Here is a 17,826-nt window from a genome sequence, read left to right on the forward strand (position 1 = left end):
TCAGGTGCTCGACAATGAATCACAAGCGATTCATCCGATTCAAGATTTTTCGATCAGGGCTACCGCAATCGAATAAAGCATTCGTGGGTAATTGAAAGACGACGAAGGTCGCCTGATTGACGCATGCGCGCGGGGGCCGGGTAGCGCTATGATAGCGCTGCGTGAAGGTTAGGCAGCTTGCTGATCGGTAGGTTCGTCGGCTTGGCGCGGGAGCTTCCATTCCCAGGGCAGCAGTTCGTGCAGACGCGAAGCGGGAAGATCGACGATCCGGGCGAGGACGTCGGCAAGCCCGGCTTTGGGATCGACATCGTTAAGACGACAGGTAGTGATCATCGTCAGCATGATGGCGGCGCGTTCGGCGCCGCGCAGGCTGCCGGCGAAGGTTCAATTGCGCCTTCCCAAGGCGATGCCGCAGCGCTCTTTCGGCGGCATTGTTGCTGAGGCAGATCCTGCCATCGTCGAGGAAGCGCGCAAAGTCGGCCCAGCGCCTGAGCATGTAATTCATAGGCTTCAGGACCTCGGAAGAGCGCGAGAGGGTTTCTCGCTCGCGCAGCAGCCAGGCGTGCATGTCGTCGAGCAGCAGCTTGCTTCGCGGTGTGCGCCGCTTGAACTTCTCCCTTGGCATCACAACGACTGGTTCCTGCAGTTCTCTACAAGAGCCTGTATCCAGATCGCGTCCCCTAAACGCCGGTCGCCATCCGCGCAGTAATCCAGGCGTCTCACGGATTGATCTCAGGGATGGCACGCGCCCCTGATTTTGGCGACGCCTTAGTAATTTTCGACGCGTCATCGGAAGATTTGCTTTCGCTCGCCTTCTGGATACGTACCTGCCCCGTAAACCCGGGACTTTTGCAACACTTGCTGATGACCGCGCCTTTTAAACGAAGCCACAGTGTCGTGGTTTTGCACCTGCGCCTGGAACACCGATGCAGGAGGGCCGTCCTCCATCTCTCATAAAGCTGTACGCATCAAATTCGGATATTCACCTCCTTCATGCTCTGCAGCACACCGTGCCAGATCACCTTTCACAAGATCGCTTCGGCGACCACGGAAGACGAACAGGTGACCGCTGAGCGGGTCCTTGCGCAGCACCTCCTGCACTTGGCGCGCCAAGGACGGAAAGCCTCGGCGCATATCCGTGTGGCCGGTCGCCAGCCACACTCGCGCACCCGCCGGAACCGGAATCATCGGCGCACCAAAGCATCGAGAACACGACGCAGCGCGTCTCCATCACCATCCCTGGAATGCGCACTCCATCAACCTCGCCATCGATCCGGATGCGGGGTCCGGTACCAAGATCAATCTCGATGATGCCTTGGCTCTTCCGTCGACGCCCCGATGTCGTCGCCAAAGGGGCTTCGGCAACCTCCCGCGGCGGCACAGACGGCCGACTCTCGACCGGCACGAACGGCCGCTATACTCGCTTCACCGTGCTTACAAAGCTCTTTGCGCCACCGGAACAGCTGGCTCACATGAAGGCCGGCCGTGCGAGCCACCTCGGAAACATTGGCTCCGGGCTCGAGCGATGCTGCAACTAGCCGTTCCTTCTCATCCCGCGACCACCGGCGCCGCCGCTCGACCGATGTGATCACCTCCGCCCTCGAAATCGTCATAGCGCTTCTCCTAGGATTACCCCTAGGACCTGCAGCGTTCGCCTCCGTCAAACAAGGCGGCCCTCAACGGAGGAATACTATGTAAGTGTTACGAGCGGCACACACTTTGCAATATCGTTCGGCACTATCAATCCGGCGAAAGGCGAAGGGCAGCACGCGCACTAAACGACGAGGTCGATGATCTTCTATGTCAGCGCCAGGGGACTTACCTAATTCCGCATTGAAGATTAGCCTCTGCATCCGCGCTCGTGCTTGACGCGAGACGATTCATGATCCCGTAAGTCGAGTAACGATACGGAGGTCAGCCGTCGTGCTCTCTTGATCCCTAAATTGCATCCTCTCGACACGACGCCCCACTAGACGCGGCAAGCTCAGAAGCGTGACATTGAGGACACTTGGCGCCACATCGCTCACCTCGTCCACGACATCCAGCCTCGCGAATGCACCTGAATGCATTTCGACAACGCTTGCGAACACCCAAGTGGTCCGGACATAAAGCGCTATGTGACAAACAGAAAGCCGGCCTTAGCGGCTGGTTTCTTGAAGGCGACTAACCAATTTGCATCCAGATTGCTTGTTCTTAGGGTCGCCAGCCCCGATGCTATCCGTTTCCGTTCGGAAGTCTAAAGCCTGGCGCATCTTGACATGGGCACAGCGGACCTTGACGGCTTGATTAGACGAACGGCCACGGCGCTGGCCCCAAGCGCACTTGCGCGGGCCCACAAAAATGTTGGCCAAACCGTCTTCTCCCGCCTATTGCAAGGAGAATACAGCATATCAGTCCACTCGCCTGCTGCGCGCATTCAGCGTCATTAAAATCGGCCTTTGTGAACTTCAGCGCTTGGGCTCCGCCCCTTGCACGACGAACCCGCCCGGCTGCGACATGGCGACGAGGCGCGCCGCCGGCGGAGGAGCTGGCTAGTGACCTATTGTGGGTACCTTGGCTGATAGGCCTCGATCCGATCGAGGCAAGTTGAGAAAGCAGTGCCGCATCTGCGACTTCGCGACATCGCCAAGCCGCCAGCTTTCGCGGATAATGTCGAGGAGGTCTCCATCTTGACAGCGTCGGTCCATTTGCTGGCGCCCCCTTGCGCGAGGCCGTCGGCCGACCATTCTATGGCTCCCTTGGCGCCGACCGTTGGACGGACAATAGCGGCACGTGCCAAGTCAAGCGGCTGGCGTCCAACGCTCGGCTACCCCTCCTGTGCAACTCGAGCTGTCTGCACGCGTACACATCTTAGAAACGTTGCCAGCTACCTTCCCAAAGGCAGCTACCAATCCCGAGAAGCTCCGGGGTATCGCCGATATAGGAAACGTGAATCAAATTCTGGCCCGAATGAGCGAGCCAATTCAACAAAGGAATTGGACTTCAGTTGGTCGGAGGCATCTAGGCGGTTTGCCTTGAGCAGATCGACAAGACCGAATTAATCTCCATGGCGCTGCCTAAAATTACGGCGAGCGTCAAGGCTTGCAGGTAGACAGCGAGCTATACGGAGAGCAGAAGGGGCGCTGTGGACGAGAACGTTAGGACAGCCACCAGCCTTACAATCGGATGGCTCGAGCACATGACAAACCTGAGGAGAGCGATCCGGATCGAACCGCCGGCACGCTCTCGCGATTGGCTCACACTAGCCCGTCCACCCTCTTCCTCTCCATCAGAAGGAGCCGCTCAAAAGGCTTTCGCCCGGCCCTTTCCGGAACGACACACGGCCTCCTCAAAATCCCTGAGACTCAGCAATGCCCCGCGGCCATCCGTCCACCGTTTGGTTTTGCACTCCTCTGCCACTCGCCGCGGCAATCCAGATTGTAGCATTGCCGCCAACGAGGAGGACCGCTAAAAGCACGATACGCCATTGATTTACTATGTGAGCGTACGATTTCTACCATGTAAGAGAACTATACGAAGGTTTGTAATGCGCCTTTTTTTTTGGCTATGCTGATTTCGGCGGCCGACGTAGAAAGCGCTCAGGAGCGCTTGTCCGGCGGCTCGAACAAATTCCTGCATTTTAATCATCCCGCCAGAAGGGCCGGACGGATACAAGCATGTTTAATTGGCTCATCGCGTTTGGACGTTCATCGGCGCAATTTATTTTGGCTAGCATTACGCTCGCGGCATTGACGCTAGCTTCCTTGTATCTTCATAGCCCTTTCGCAGCCACAGCGCTTGTCTATTTGGTCGTGATTTTGGTGTTTTCGCTGATTGGCACTTTCGTCGCATCGTTGGCGCTTTCCATAGTCGCCGTCAGCGCTTTAATTTACGTCCTCACGTTCAATCCCCAGATCGACGCCCCTCACGAGCTTTTGGTGATTATCGCTTTCCTTACTGCGTCCATCATCGGAACGCGCCTGATCGCAAAACTCCGCTACGAAAAGGAAGCAGCGCGTGAGGTCGCCGCCGAGCTAAGGCACAGCGCGGACGATCTGCGCAACCGAGAGAAACTCTGGCGCGAGATCTTTGAGCATAACCCGGCCATGTACTTCATGGTCAATGAAACCGGAACCGTCCTGAACGTCAATAGTTTCGGCGCGATCCACCTCGGCTATACGCCCGCGGAACTGATCGGCCAATCGGTGTTCAGAGTCTTTCTGAAAGACGATCGCGAGGTCGTTCGCAAATCCATCGAGCGATGCCTTACATATATCGGCCAATCGCGTACATGGGAAATCCAGAAAGTCCGTAGGAACGGCTCGGTGCTGTGGGTGCGCGAGACTGCCAAGGCGATCTTGTGGGCCGACGATAAGCCCATCGTCCTCATTGCCTGCGAAGATATCACCGAACAGAAGCGGACGGTTCTTGCTCTTCAGCGGAGCGAAGCGCATTTGGCTCAGGCGCAAGAATTGAGCCACACAGGCAGCTTTGGCTGGAACGTGGCCACCGGCGAGGTCTTTTGGTCGAAGGAAAGCTTTCGGATATTCCAGTATGATCCAGAGACCAAAGTAACGGCGCAACACGTCATTGACCGCACTCACCCAGAAGACAAGACTTCTGTCCAAGACACTTTGAATCGGGCCCTTCGAGGCGAGCATTTCGAGCACGAATACCGATTGCTGATGCCCGACGGCTCGATAAAGTACATTCACGCGGTGGCACGTGCTACGAGAACCGCGTCCGGGAATATCGAGTTTGTCGGGGCGGCCACGGACGTCACGACAGCAAAGCAGACGGAACAACAACTGCGCCGTAGCGAGGCCTATCTGGTCGACGCGCAGCAGCTCAGTCGCACGAGCACCTGGTCGTGGGACTGCAACCGTCGCTGTTTTGCTTATCGCTCCGCCGAAGTCAGTCGTCTATTTGGCTTTGACCCGGATGAGCCGGTGACCATTGAGGCCATCCGATCGCGGATTCATCCAGACGACTTGCCGCGGCAACAGGAAATCCAACGTCAGGCCATTGAACAAAAAACAGGGAATTTTGAATACGATTTCCGAATCTGTCTTCCCGACGGCGCGATACGACACATACATGCTGTTGCGCACGCCGTGCTGGCAAGCGATGGCTCAACTGTCGAACTCGTCGGAACGCACATGGATGTCACTGAGCAGCACGCAGCCAAACAACAATTGGAAGACACTCTTGCTGCGCTACGCGAGAGCGAGCAGCGCTTTCGTGACTACGCCGCAACTGCTTCTGACTGGTTATGGGAGACCGGGCCGGATCACCGGTACACCTTGTCGGAGCACACCAACGCTACGGACCTCTTGGCAAGAGCGGTCATCGGCCTGCGTTGCTGGGAGATTGCGAGCGACGTTGAAGAAGAGCCCGAGAAGTGGCGGCAGCATGAAATAACGCTAAATGCCCATCTTCCATTTCGCGATCTGGTCTATCGTACCGTGGGGAGGACCAGGTCACCAATCTACTTCCAGAGCAGCGGCAGGCCCTTATTTGATGTAAGCGGCCATTTTCTCGGCTACCGAGGCGTGGCCACTGATATCACGGCGAAAGTTCGCGCCGATCAGGCTGAACAAGGACTGCGAAAGGCACAGGCGGATCTTGCGCATGTGACGCGCCTGACGGCGCTGGGGGAACTAACAGCCTCTATCGCCCACGAAGTGAACCAACCGCTCACGGCCATAATCAGCAACGCCGATGCGTGCCTTGGCTGGCTACGTCGCGAAGCTCCCGACATTTCCGCCGTGCACAGATCCGTAGAGTGGATCATTGATGACGCTATGCGCGCAAGCGAAGTGATTCGCAGGGTCCGCACACTCGCGAGGAACGGTGATATCGAGATGGTAGCGCTAGACATTAATGAGGTTGTGAACGACTCTATCGCGCTGGTAACGCGTGAGCTGATTAACCACCAAGTGACCTTGCGAACTGAGCTAGCACCATCACTTCCCAAAATTCTCGGTGACCGGGTTCAGCTGCAACAAGTAATCATCAATCTGGTGATGAACGGAGTAGAGGCCATGCAAGCTGTTGACGACAGAGCGCGCGAACTGATGATTCAGTCATCCAGAGACAATGAGAGCCGCGTGCAGCTCTCCGTGACTGATAGCGGCGTCGGCATCGCTGAGGGTGATAGGATCCGAGTCTTAGATCCGTTCTTCACCACCAAATCTACCGGCCTTGGAATGGGTCTGTCGATCTGCCGCTCGATCGTAGAAGCTCACGGAGGCCGCCTGTCGATCGTCCAGAAGCAAGAGCCGGGCGCATCCTTTCAATTTGTCCTGCCAGTCGTGTCATGATTGGAATTTGACTAGCCGTGTGAAATCGGGTCGACAAGTACGATCGTGCTTATTGTCGAAAGCTAAACGGCTCGATGCCTCGACGAAACTTTCGCTCGGCATATCTGGATATCGCCGCATTCGGATCGGCTCACGGAATGCTGCAGGGCACACCTTCGGGTCGCATGGCCATCGGGTTCTTGACACCGACTGCTGGGACCGTGAGTTTGTATCTAACCTGGCGAAGTTGAATGTTCACCCCGCATGAACCTCAAACTGAGGAAGGCGAAGCGTTCGATCGGATCGCAACAGAATCGAAGCTGAGCAGACGATCACGACGCCTCGCTGGCAAGCAGCTTTGGCACTGGGCACCACCGGCTCCGATTCAGGGCGCTTTCGCGTGCTTCCCGCTCGACGGCCCGAATGCCGCTTCCGTCCGCAGAAGGATGCACGAGCTGAGCAGCAGACCACTCGTTAGATAGCGAAGCGCTGGCGATTAGCCGCAGTCTCAAGAGCTAACGCTGCGGGTTCCCTAGTCACACCGCCGGCGCCTTCAGGGCCTTGAGTGACGGCCTTAACCGCTTTCCGGCCAGATTCGCCACAAATTCCATCGGTACTTTTTGAAGGGGTCGATCCCTTTCGGGGTGTCAGCCCTAAGAAGCTGAGTTCCTTCAGCAAGCGCGTCGTGCCGCTTCGGCTTGACCGTACAAGCTGATCAGCTTGGACTTGCACGCGTTGCTGTACGAAATCCCCGGCGCCGCGATACGATTATTACGGCTCCTCGATCTGGCCGAAGCGGAAAGAGGACGAGACGTTCGAGGCCCCCTCCTTCAAAGCGTTGAGCCGATGGGACGTCCTGGGCCATAGCGGAACACATTGACGCACAATCGAGCGCCGGCACCCAACCTGCGCGTCAACAGCGACGCCCGATGCTCGCGGTTCTGTTTTTCGACGCGGCAAGCCAACGCATAAGAGCGTTGCTGCTTCCGCTTATTCATCGGCTCGCGGCGAGCTAGGCGCTGACTCTCCGCGCCGCTACGTGCATTCCCTTTGCAACCTATTCGCGGCTTGGATGAACACTATCAAGAAAATTGATTTTTCGATCCTACCTGAAGCCTCGTAAGTCGTATCCGTTCTTTACAAGGAGGACGCAGCTACTCGTGCGGTTCGATTTTCTCTTCAGTCAAATGCTCGACAATTGCAGCTGCTCGACCAGGCGGGGGGATCATCGTAGCTCCGTGCCGACAGTGATGCGCTCAGGCCTCGACACAATCGCACTATAGGCGACCACAATGCGAATCCTACTGGTCGATCAGGACGCCGCCTTCGTGCGAGCCGCCAAGAAAACCCTGTTCGTTCGCGGTTTTGCCGTGGACCTCATCTCTACTCTTGACGAAGCGGAGACCGCGCTGAGTTGTGCCAGCTATCACATTCTCTTGCTCGAGTTGGCTCTGCCGGACGGAAATGGATTGGACTGGTTGAAACAGTTGAGACGTGAAGGATATTCAATGCCTGCCATGATGATGAGCAGCCTGAGCGATCTTGAGACCAGGATCGCGATATTCAATGGTGGCGCCGACGATTTTCTTCCTAAGCCGGTGTCTATCGATGAGCTTATTGCTCGAATGCGCGCCATTTTGCGACGATCGACGCAATTGACGGCACCCGTGATCACCTTCGGGAACTTACATTTCGATCCTATTGGCCGGCAAGTCTCAGTTGACGGTCGGCCACTCAGAATTGCGCGCCGCGAAGTCTGCATTCTCGAACATCTGCTCAGCCGAGCAGGCCGCACCGTGCCGCGAGCGTTGCTAGAGGAAAGCCTCTATGCGTTTGACGATGAAGTCTCGACCAATGCCTTAGAAGTCGGGATCTATCGATTGCGCACACATTTGAGCAAGTCCGGCACAACGCTACGAATCAAAACCGCGCGCGGCGTCGGCTACGCGCTTGAACTGAAGAACGATCCGCTGCCTTGCCGCCACACTTGAAAACGACGCTCAGTTGAAGTTCCCCCTTGATGTTCGCAGCTGCCGATGGCCGACGGCGGTCACCTCAGCTATTCGCTCGCGCCTTCTGTATGTCGTTTGCTCGCTTCCTCTCGTGCTGCCGCCCACTACCGCAGCTCAGATAAAGCGCGACCCTAATCAGGCGTCGCCACGGTCAACAACTGACAGCCTTAGCGGGGTCTTGAATCTTTCCTCCTCTCAGGGCCAGACGATTCATCTTCCGGCGCCGGCGGCCAGCATATTCGTTGCCGACCCAACGATAGCCGACTACCAGGCCCCATCGAATACAACCATCTTCGTCTTTGGAAAACAGTCGGGACGGACCAGCCTATTTGCTTTGAACGACAATGGAGAAGCGTTAGCCGAGTTACGTGTTGTCGTTACCCAGCCTATCGAGGATTTGCGTGCTGCACTAAAGGCTGAGCTCGGGGACCATCCGATCCAAGTCACCTATACGCCACGCGGCGCAATTCTGAGAGGGACAGCACCAAGTGTCGACGTCGTTGAGCGCGCCAAGAAGATTACCGAGCAATTTCTGGGCGCGGGCGCGCTGGTCGTCAACAACATCCAAGTGGCCGGCTCATTGCAAGTGACGCTTAGCGTGCGCGTGGCGGAAGTCTCGCGCAGCGCCGTGAAGGAGCTTGGCATCAACCTCTCTGCATCGGGCCAAAACGGAGCGGTCATTTTCGGGTTTAGCAGTGGCAAGCCTGGCGGTTCCGGTGCGAGCCGGGGTGGCGGCACGGCAAGTGTCGGAGTCGGCGTTGGCAGCACGAACATCAGTGCTGTACTTGACGCCCTCGCCAACGAGCATCTCGCGTCGGTATTGGCGGAGCCAACTCTTACCGCGATGTCCGGCGAATCAGCAAGCTTCCTGGCAGGCGGCGAATTTCCAATTCCGGTCATGCAGGACAATCGTCAACTCTCAGTTCAATTCCGTCAATTCGGAATCAGTCTGGAGTTCGTTCCGACCGTTCTCAGCAACAATCAGATCAATATCCACGTCAAGCCTGAAGTCAGTGAGTTATCCAAAGAAGGTGAAGTCAATATCAACGGAATGTCTCTGCCTGGCCTCTCCACGCGACGTGCCAGTACTGTTGTCGAGCTTGCCAGCGGTCAGAGCTTTGCAATCGGCGGGCTCATAAGACGCAATTTCAACACCGACATCAGCACGTTTCCCGGGTTAGGCGATGTCCCGATCCTTGGTGCACTGTTTCGGTCCTCCTCATTTCAGAAGCAGGAGACGGAGCTTGTCATCGTCGTTACCCCTTACATCGTGCGGCCAGCATCATCTGCCGCCAAGATAAGCGCGCCGACTGACCGCCTCCGGCCGCCATCAGACGGGGGGCGCATTTTAACGAATACGTTGGCGCGTCCCCCGCGAAGCCGCGAGGCTCCCGCACCGAACCAGACGCGACCGGCGGAGCCGGCTTTGTTATCGAATGAGGACCGCTAATGACCTTGCGAAACCTGGGCCACTTGATTGCCGTAGCGGCAACCGTAGGCGGATGCACACATAATGCTGCGATCTATTCTGAGCCGACTGATCAAGCGATTCAAGTGGAGCAGAAGACCAGTATCTTGCGACTACAGAGCCTTCGTCGCGCCGAGAGGTATGGTCTGCGTAATTTCATTGCGAACGCCAGCCGCGGTCGGCGGGATGCACTCCATCTGGACGTCAGTGGTTCGCCCCGGCTCATTACGCAGGTGGCTCATGAGGCCCGCGAGATGGGCGTTCCCGCCTATAATATTCGCCGGTCCGCTTCCCCCGTAGATCTGCCCAGCCATTTCGGTGTCCAAATCGAGGCGATCATTTACGAAGCACGTCCTCCGCTCTGTCCATCCCTTTCAATCATCGGCCCTTCAGTAGACGACAATTCTTTCAATCCAACGCTCGGCTGTTCGATCCGCAATAACCTCGCGGTCACGGTCAACGATCCCGGCGACTTGCTCGAGAACAGAGCTATCTTGCCAACCAGTGGTGACCGTGCGGTGCTTCCGCTTACCGCACGGGGAGGTCTCGCCGCAGGCAACAAGAGCCACTTGGAAAGTGACACTCATAATCGCATTGCGTCAGAAGCCCAATGAGCACTCTCAATGGCTGAGCGGCAAGAGCATTGGCGATACTCTGGCGGCCAACTTCCGCAGACGCCACGATCTGCTTCCGCCTTTCCAGACGACGTGACTTACAGATCAAGTAGCGACTGGACGTCTTTGACTAACACGCCCGAATGCATCGCATTGCCGCGCCAAGCTAGACCAGGCCAGCGGCAAAGACTGCCTTTGCAACCCCCTCGAAACAGTCCTTCGGAACGGCCTTGCCCATTATTCCCTTTCGGATCAGCTGACGCGCCAAAGCAGGTTCCTGAATAATGCTCAGATGCAGCGCCCTCGCCTGATCAAACAACTGTGAAGCAAGTTCGTCCTCACCGCGGCATACCAAAACCGGCACTCCGGTCTGTCCACGAACGTAGCGCAGTCCAACTAACATCGCGGGGCCCGTCAGTATCAATGTGGCCCGATTGACTCCGAGCGGCGGCTCACTCGCCGATTCCCGACGAAGCCGGCGGTGTTCGCCCTTTACATGTGGGTTGCCTTCCTGCTCCTTAGACTCGCGCTTCGCTTCACTCTCCGTCATGCGCATGTCACGCAAGAATAGCCAGCGCTGAATTAGCAGGTCGGTCAAGCCGCCGATCAGAAACGCCCCAGCAGCAATTTCAATTAAGAATTTGACCTCTTTGAATACAAAGCTGAAACAACCCAAACCGCAGACAGGCAGGTACACCAGCGCCTTCCAACTTGCGAGTGAGGTGAAAAACAGCGTTACGCCGAGAAGGAACACTTTGATCAACGACTTACCAAGCTCGACAAGCGACTTCTGAGAGACAATCCGTTTGAGCCCTTTGATTGGATCCAATTTCTTAAGGCTTGGTTTCAGCGGCTCCACGGAGAACGTCAGCCCACCAGCAGCCAAGACACTGGCTAGAATGCCTGCAGCCACGGCCGCTCCAATGATTGGGGCAACGCTCGTCAACGAAAGTTCGATCAATCCGACCAGTGCCTGCTGGACCGCACTGTTGAAGGGCTGCCCCTGCAGCTTGTCGACGAGCCGCACCCCCTCACGCCATACGCCCTCGATCGCGCCCGCTCGGAAACATAGACAGCCGAATGCGGCGCAAATGCTAAGCGCGCTCACAAAATCGGCGCTGCGCGGGATCTGTCCCTTCTTACGCGCCTGCCGTAGCTTCTTGGGAGTTGGCGGACGCTTCTTCTCTTCGCTCGAGTCGCTCATTTTAGGAACTTCCCGAGCCACTCCAGCACTCCGTAGGACTGGATAATCTCCGTTCCCATGTATTCCATGAGGAAGACGGTGTAACTCACCATGATGATGCCAAAGGCGGCGTTCTTGATGGTGGGGGAGAGGTCGTTCAGCTTAATTTGCGGCGCAAACCGCCCTAGCAACATGAGGGATATCTCAATCAGGAGCAGCAGAGCCAGCACGGGTCCGGAAAATAGCAGGGCCGTGTGCATGATATGATCGAGAAGCGCTACAACTTCCATTGCCCCTTGCATTGTCAGAGGAGGTAGTAGCCGGTACACGGGCCAGATCAGATAGCTGCCATACAGGCACCGAACCATCGTCTGTAGACCTCCAGACGCAACGAAAATAGTAACCCCAGCAGTTCCGAGAAAGAGACCCGTGGCGGAGGCCTGGCTGCGCGTCGCAGGATCGTCCAACTGGCTTGAAACGCTCCGTTGCGTGTCAATGATGTCGCCAACTGCCTGGATGCTCCATAGCGGTATACTTAGGAACATCCCGAACAGCAGGCCGACGAATATCTCTTTGAGACCGAGGAACGCGACCGCGGCCAGACGGGTGGCCGGATCTAGAGTCTGCAGACCGGCCTTGACATGCGCAAGGCATGGCAGTCCAATCACGATCGTCAAGCTTGTGCGGATCATCCCGCTAATCTGCGGCCGCGTGAATACGGGAAGCACCAACATAATGCCTAAGGCCCGCGCAGCGCTAAGGCCCGCTGCAACGACGAACTCGACAGCACTCTGAATTAGAGCTTGCGCCTCGGTGGGTGACAAAGCATGCATTCGCGGCGCTCGTTGTTCGCCTCAGCTAATCTAACCGGTTCCGCTCGCCGTGCCTTAATGTTTGACGCCAAGGCCGCAAATAGTCGGCGGTGTTCGTTCTAATAGCGCTCAACGAGAGCACCAGCCGCACTGCGAGCCCGCAGGGTAGGCCGTCGATCCCCATACTCTCATGCTCGCTCGACAAACTGGCCAGCCACTTTGGTAATTCACCGGTGATGTCGATGGGCGGTTTTGTCCTCACAAACTCGGCCTTCGGTTCCTCACTAATACCTCGATGTGAGAGAGGGGAACTCCGTGAAGATATGTTTGGCCTGTTCGATAAGCGGCGCACTCAGCACCCGAGAAAACAGAACGAGCACGGCGACGACGACGAGGAGCCTCACGGTTAGGGGCAAGGTTTGATCCTGGAGCTGCGTTGCCGCCTGTATTATGCCAACACCCAAGCCGGCCACGAGAGCTGCTAGGAGCGGTGGCAGAACCCACATCATGAAGAGGACGAGCGATCGGGTCAAATGCGTGAGGATGCTGGTCTCGTCCATATTAACCTCCGGCCGTGGCGTAACTTAACACCAACCCGTGCATGAGCCGCGACCATCCGTCGATCGTGACGAACAGAAAGAGCTTAAAAGGAACAGATATCATTGTGGGCGATACCATTGACATGCCCATGGCCATCAGAATCGTCGTTACAATCAGATCAATCGTGATGAATGGAAGATAGAGAAGGAAGCCGATTTCAAAGGCACGCTTTAATTCCGAGATCAGAAAGGACGGTACAAGAATCGCAAAATCATCCGCTGTAGCGTTTGCCCGCATCTCCTCTGACCAAACATGTTCTGTGGATGACAGGAAGAACGTGCGCTGCTCCTCACTGCTGAACTTTTTCAGGTGAGCGCGCAGCGGCTCGCTTCCCTCCTTAGCGGCTGTCGCCCAGTCATCGAGCGTTTGGTAGTGAAGTTGCGGGGCGGTAACGTGGTTGTAGATCTGCTCCAGCACTGGAGCACCAATGAAGACCGTAAGGATCAATGCAGCGCCATACAGAACGATGTTCGGGGGTATGGATTGGGTTCCGAGCGCGTTGCGCACGAGGAAGAGAACGACGGAAACTTTTATGAATGCCGTCGTCGTGACAACTGCGAACGCCAGCAGACCGAGACCGACCGTCGCTGCAAGAAGTGCAGGAATGCCTGGCTGAATGTCAGTCATTGACCGCCAACCCACCACGTAGCCTGATGGCCAGTTCCTCCCCGACACGCACGATGTCGCCGTGGCCGATCAATCGACCATTGGCAACAATGTCAACCGGACGGTCAACGGGACGGCCAAGTTCAAAGACATGCCCTTCGTTGACGCTCCTCAACGTACCCAGCGGGATAGGCCAACGGCCGCATTCGAACACGAGCGTAATCTCAATGCTGTCGATGTCGGTTTCCGAGGGCAGGGTCGATGGCTGGGTTTGGGGTCGTGTTGTCATATATGCACTCTTGAGAGGGTGGGGTTGCAGGCGGAAGGGTCCCCGCAAGATTAGTCTGTCGCCAGCAATCTCCGCCGGCGCCCACAATTTGTCCGCAGTCAGGATGACCTGACCGCTCGCAAAGGGAATGACGTCCGGCAACAGCGCATCGCCAGTTTGTGCTTGGCGAAGAAGCCCGACGGACACGCGCAGCGAGCTAATCTCGCTGGCAACCATGATGGGCAACTCCGGGGAAAGCTTGCGCATTTCTCGGGGCAATTGGCCAAGCATCTCGCCTAACTTACAGAAGGCAGCCGGAACCGGACCCTCAAGAGACGAGAATAGGAACAGCCGCGCCTTGCCCACGAGCGCCCCGTAGACGATGTCGAGTTCCAGATAAGGACCTTCCATCGTTGCTTCGTCGATGCGGATAATTTGCAAATCCTGCGCTAGCAGATGCTCTACTCGAGTGAACCATGGTTCAAGCGCAAGTTCGAGGACGAAAGAGCGGGCTGGGTCCGAAGGTAACGTAAGGCCATGCTGCACTGTCGAAATCAATGCCTCCGCCAACTGGCGCGGCACCGACAAGACGGCCATTTCGGCTCCGACGCGAAATACACAATCAAGCATCGGCGCGGTCGATTGCTGCGCCTGCCACACAAGCCGGTTAATACATATCGAGACCGGCGTATCGCCAAGGCGGCTCTTCAGAACCGTTCGCCGGGGGGCCATCAAATTGAGGCACGAGACCGCGCTATGCGACAATCTTAGCCGCGGCACGAATCGTGCCGGTTCACCGACCGCATTTTCCGCGCTCATGTTCACGGGGTCGGCAGTTCGCGCCGACATAAGAGAAGCAGCCATTAAATCAAAACGCCAATTGCCTGGCTTCGCGAGCCACTCTGATACCGGAGCAAGACCTCATCGTCCGTTTCGATTTGAGCTGCACACTCCGAGCAAGCGTTGGTCGAGCGCTGCACATCGCACTCAATCTGCTGCCATTTCTGGCTCGCCGCCGAACGCTTGGCCCACACGACCCGCGCCTCAACAACCGCCGCCTGGGCCTGCTGTTGAGCGATGCGCGCTTGCTCAAGCACCTGGCGTGCAGTTGCGATCTCAGCTGTGAGGCGTCCAATGACGAGATGAAGCCTACGGTCGAGTTCGGTGACGCACATCCTGTTAGACGATGCGAGTTCTAAATAAAGTTCAGCTTCGAGGCTTGCGCGGCGTTTCTCGGCGCTGGCGGCATTCTTGGAAGCTTTCTCCATCGCTTTAACCGCAATTTGGCGTTCGGCTTGCGTATTGGATAATTGACGAAGCGCACTTCGCTCCCTCATGTCCTTCACCAGCCGCAATTTCGACGCTTGGCTGGGATTCAGTCGGTAAGACGCGACATCCACGTGATGGCCTCCTCAAAGCTGGACGGTTCATCCTGCCCCTGGCGCAAGAAATTCCGCAAGTCCTCGATCGACGCGATTGCTCGGTCGGTCAGCGGATCGCCCCCTGGCTTGTACTCACCGACCTTGATCAAAAATTCGGCCTCATCATAGCGCGAAAGAAGATCTCGAAAGAAAGAGGCGGCCTTTCGATGTGACACAGAGACGACCGCATCCATCACGCGACTTCGGCTCGACAACACGTCGATGGCCGGAAAATGCTCTCGCGATGCGAGCGCGCGTGAGAGAATGATATGACCATCGAGAATACCGCGCGACTCTTCGGCGATTGGATCGCCTGTCCCGTCACCTTCGACAAGTACGGTATAGAAGGCCGTGATCGAGCCCTGCTCGCCCATACCGGCACGTTCCAACAGAGCCGGCAGCAGCGCAAAGACGGAGGGAGGAAAGCCTCGCCGCGTCGGAGGTTCTCCCGCGGCTAGGCCGATTTCACGCATCGCGCGGCTGAAGCGCGTCAACGAATCCATCATGAGAACGACCCGCTGTCCCTGATCACGAAAGTACTCGGCGAGTGCCGTCGCCGTATGAGCACATTGCGCGCGCTCCATTGCCGACCGGTCGGAGGTCTCAACGACAGCGATCGTCCGATCGATGGCATTGCCAATATGGCGCTCGATGAATTCACGCACCTCACGTCCGCGCTCTCCTATAAGCGCAACGACGGTGACCTCAGCGTCCGCGCCTTTAACAATCTGCGACATCAGCGTCGACTTGCCGCAACCAGCGTCTCCATAGATTCCGATCCGTTGGCCTTCGCCACACGTCAGAAGTCCGTCGAGCACGCGGACGCCGAGCGGAAAAGGCTGCTCGATCCCCCGCCGCCTCATTGGGTTGGGTGCCCTGCCGCGTAGGGGACGAGTGTGGGTCGTCTTTATTGGCCCCTTCCCGTCGAGCGGACGGCCGAAGCTATCGATGACGCGGCCCAGCAAATCGGCACCGACCGCAACTTCCTGCATTCGCCCGGTCGGAACCACTTCCGCACGGCTAGACATGCCTACCATGTCGCCGATTGGCGTGAGCAATACTCCATCCGGCAGCAGACCGACCACCTCCGCATCAAGTGACCATCCCGTACTGTGATCCTGCAATAGGCACAGCTCCCCAACGTGGGCCCCGGGCAGCACGGCATGGACCAAGGTGCCGACGGCTCGGGTGACTCGTCCGCGCACAGCACGCGTATCGACATGCTTTGCCGTAGATTTCAGAGATGATAATGCTGCGTGCACCGCGCCTTCAGCAGCCGCATTGCCATAGCTTGGCCTTTGGGAAGTCATTGTTCGTCCTCCTGAACAGGCGGAGCAAGGGCGAGGCGCAGTGTGCGGAGCTGCGCGGCAAGTCCTAGATCGACATTACCAAACTCACTCCACAAAACGCATTGGTCCGGCGTTAGAGCCGGGTCCGGATCAATTCTGACCTTCGGACGCCCATGCGTTCCATGGAATGACGCGAACTCGCATGTCATGGCATCGACGTTCACAGGAGACACATGAAGGCGCAATTCCGCACCGCCATATCTTTGCTCGATAGCGTGACGAACCGACCTCACTAACATCTCGCCCGGATCGAACGAGCCCACCAAGTCGTTCAGGACCTCAATGACAAGTTGTGGCAGCTCCTGTTCCAGCACGGCTTTTCGCCGCGCCAGCTCAGAAGCAGCTCGAGCAACCAGCCGCGCCATTTCGTCCGAGCCTGTCTTCAGGCCTTCGGAGTGCCCGCGCGCCTGCTCGCGATGATAAGCGTTCCTTGCCCAGTTGCGAACCTGCTGTAGATACCGCTGAGCTAGCGCGCGCGTCTGTACCACATCGCACCAGATCCCAAGTTCCGAGGCTGGTATGACTGGACCCACCGGACGTATCTGCGGGCGTTCTGGCAATGCTGGCTCACCCGCGGTCATGCCGGCCGTGTCTCTGCGGCCAAATGGGTCATCACCAAAGACATCAATTGGCCCGCGGCTTTGTGATGTTCGGCGGCTGGACTCTCCGCGGCAGTCCCGACAGGCAAGCAGAGAAGCACGCGCGTACGGTCGAGTTCTGAGGCTCGCTTGAGGAAAGCGCCAAGGCAGGCATATCCGTCATGTGCAATCCGCTGCGAAAGTTGCTCCGGATCGACAATCAATTGGGTTTCGACGGCGCTGGATACATGTCGGATAGCGAAAGCATGTGCTTCCGCACCAATATTTCCGATCAGTGGAGCAAGATCATGCTTTGACACCAGCTTCAGTACCGAACGGGCATGCCAAATGCCGCCAGCGAGCAATGCCGCACGATGCGGATCATGCCCAAGCAAAGCGCCCCTTCCCCAGCTACTTCCCTTCAAGACCAGTTCACTGCCTAGGAGCAGTTCGACTAGTCTTTCCTGTAGTCTGGGAGTTTTCTGCAGTTGCAGCACTGTAGACGCCGCCAGCGACGCATCAAGACGTTCAGCAAAACGGCTTGGATGGATTATCGCAGCAAGCTCCCGCGGCCGACCGGAATGTTGGTTGAGCAAATGATTTGGTTCGTTGGATGTCATCGTTGCGGACATTG

At 57.2% G+C, this 17,826-nt stretch carries 13 protein-coding genes and 3 pseudogenes; 4 read left to right on the plus strand and 12 right to left on the minus strand.

What is annotated here, in order from left to right; translation table 11 throughout:
• Positions 1 to 168: 168 nt before the first annotated feature.
• The 3 genes and pseudogenes from X265_RS39900 to X265_RS42530 all read right to left on the minus strand — a co-directional run.
• Positions 169 to 595 (minus strand): annotated as a pseudogene (locus X265_RS39900) (IS66 family transposase); the annotation flags it as partial.
• Positions 596 to 1,023: 428 nt separating this feature from the next.
• A pseudogene (tnpB, locus tag X265_RS39905) lies at positions 1,024 to 1,188 on the minus strand (IS66 family insertion sequence element accessory protein TnpB); the annotation flags it as partial.
• Between the two features lie 110 nt (positions 1,189 to 1,298).
• A complete protein-coding gene (locus tag X265_RS42530) occupies positions 1,299 to 1,613 on the minus strand; it encodes a transposase (RefSeq protein WP_128929707.1) in 315 nt (104 codons plus the stop codon).
• A gap of 2,043 nt (positions 1,614 to 3,656) precedes the next feature.
• On the opposite strand from X265_RS42530, the gene X265_RS39915 reads away from it, so the two are divergent.
• From X265_RS39915 to X265_RS39930, 4 genes and pseudogenes are all read left to right on the plus strand, one after another.
• Positions 3,657 to 6,302: a PAS domain-containing protein gene (locus tag X265_RS39915; protein ID WP_128929708.1), complete on the plus strand. Its 2,646-nt coding sequence runs from the start codon at positions 3,657 to 3,659 to the stop codon at positions 6,300 to 6,302.
• Positions 6,303 to 7,573: 1,271 nt separating this feature from the next.
• Complete coding sequence (locus tag X265_RS39920) at positions 7,574 to 8,272, plus strand: response regulator (protein ID WP_128929709.1); 699 nt, start codon at positions 7,574 to 7,576, stop codon at positions 8,270 to 8,272.
• 70 nt (positions 8,273 to 8,342) lie between these two features.
• Positions 8,343 to 9,733, plus strand: a pseudogene (locus tag X265_RS39925) (type II and III secretion system protein family protein).
• 9 nt (positions 9,734 to 9,742) lie between these two features.
• Entirely contained in the window at positions 9,743 to 10,375 is a 633-nt protein-coding gene (locus X265_RS39930; RefSeq protein ID WP_128929710.1) for a CpaD family pilus assembly lipoprotein, read from the plus strand.
• Positions 10,376 to 10,541: 166 nt separating this feature from the next.
• Here X265_RS39930 and X265_RS39935 read toward each other — a convergent pair whose 3' ends face one another.
• The 9 genes from X265_RS39935 to X265_RS39975 all read right to left on the minus strand — a co-directional run bounded on the left by X265_RS39935 (position 10,542) and on the right by X265_RS39975 (position 17,824).
• Positions 10,542 to 11,579, minus strand: coding sequence for an EscU/YscU/HrcU family type III secretion system export apparatus switch protein (locus X265_RS39935; protein WP_128929711.1), 1,038 nt, complete (start codon positions 11,577 to 11,579; stop codon positions 10,542 to 10,544).
• Complete coding sequence (gene sctT, locus X265_RS39940) at positions 11,576 to 12,391, minus strand: type III secretion system export apparatus subunit SctT (protein ID WP_128929712.1); 816 nt, start codon at positions 12,389 to 12,391, stop codon at positions 11,576 to 11,578. The genes X265_RS39935 and sctT overlap by 4 nt, the downstream gene beginning before the upstream one ends.
• Before the next feature lie 263 nt (positions 12,392 to 12,654).
• Entirely contained in the window at positions 12,655 to 12,930 is a 276-nt protein-coding gene (locus X265_RS39945; protein WP_128929713.1) for an EscS/YscS/HrcS family type III secretion system export apparatus protein, read from the minus strand.
• Between the two features lies 1 nt (position 12,931).
• Complete coding sequence (gene sctR / locus X265_RS39950) at positions 12,932 to 13,597, minus strand: type III secretion system export apparatus subunit SctR (RefSeq protein ID WP_128929714.1); 666 nt, start codon at positions 13,595 to 13,597, stop codon at positions 12,932 to 12,934.
• Positions 13,590 to 14,663: a type III secretion system cytoplasmic ring protein SctQ gene (gene sctQ / locus X265_RS39955; RefSeq protein WP_128929715.1), complete on the minus strand. Its 1,074-nt coding sequence runs from the start codon at positions 14,661 to 14,663 to the stop codon at positions 13,590 to 13,592. Before sctQ ends, sctR begins: the two co-directional genes overlap by 8 nt.
• Before the next feature lie 44 nt (positions 14,664 to 14,707).
• Positions 14,708 to 15,244, minus strand: a complete 537-nt coding sequence (locus X265_RS39960; protein WP_128955093.1) for a hypothetical protein — start codon at positions 15,242 to 15,244, stop codon at positions 14,708 to 14,710.
• Positions 15,220 to 16,575, minus strand: a complete 1,356-nt coding sequence (gene sctN / locus X265_RS39965) for a type III secretion system ATPase SctN (protein WP_128929717.1) — start codon at positions 16,573 to 16,575, stop codon at positions 15,220 to 15,222. Before sctN ends, X265_RS39960 begins: the two co-directional genes overlap by 25 nt.
• Positions 16,572 to 17,195 carry a type III secretion system stator protein SctL gene (gene sctL, locus X265_RS39970; protein WP_128929718.1) on the minus strand — a complete coding sequence of 208 codons (624 nt, stop codon included), beginning with the start codon at positions 17,193 to 17,195 and terminating at the stop codon, positions 16,572 to 16,574. The genes sctN and sctL overlap by 4 nt, the downstream gene beginning before the upstream one ends.
• On the minus strand, positions 17,192 to 17,824 hold the full coding sequence (locus X265_RS39975; RefSeq protein WP_232995592.1) for a nodulation protein NolU: 633 nt from the start codon (positions 17,822 to 17,824) through the stop codon (positions 17,192 to 17,194). The genes sctL and X265_RS39975 overlap by 4 nt, the downstream gene beginning before the upstream one ends.
• Positions 17,825 to 17,826 lie beyond the last annotated feature (2 nt).

This window comes from Bradyrhizobium guangdongense (genome assembly GCF_004114975.1).
Classification (GTDB): Bacteria; Pseudomonadota; Alphaproteobacteria; order Rhizobiales; family Xanthobacteraceae; genus Bradyrhizobium; species Bradyrhizobium guangdongense.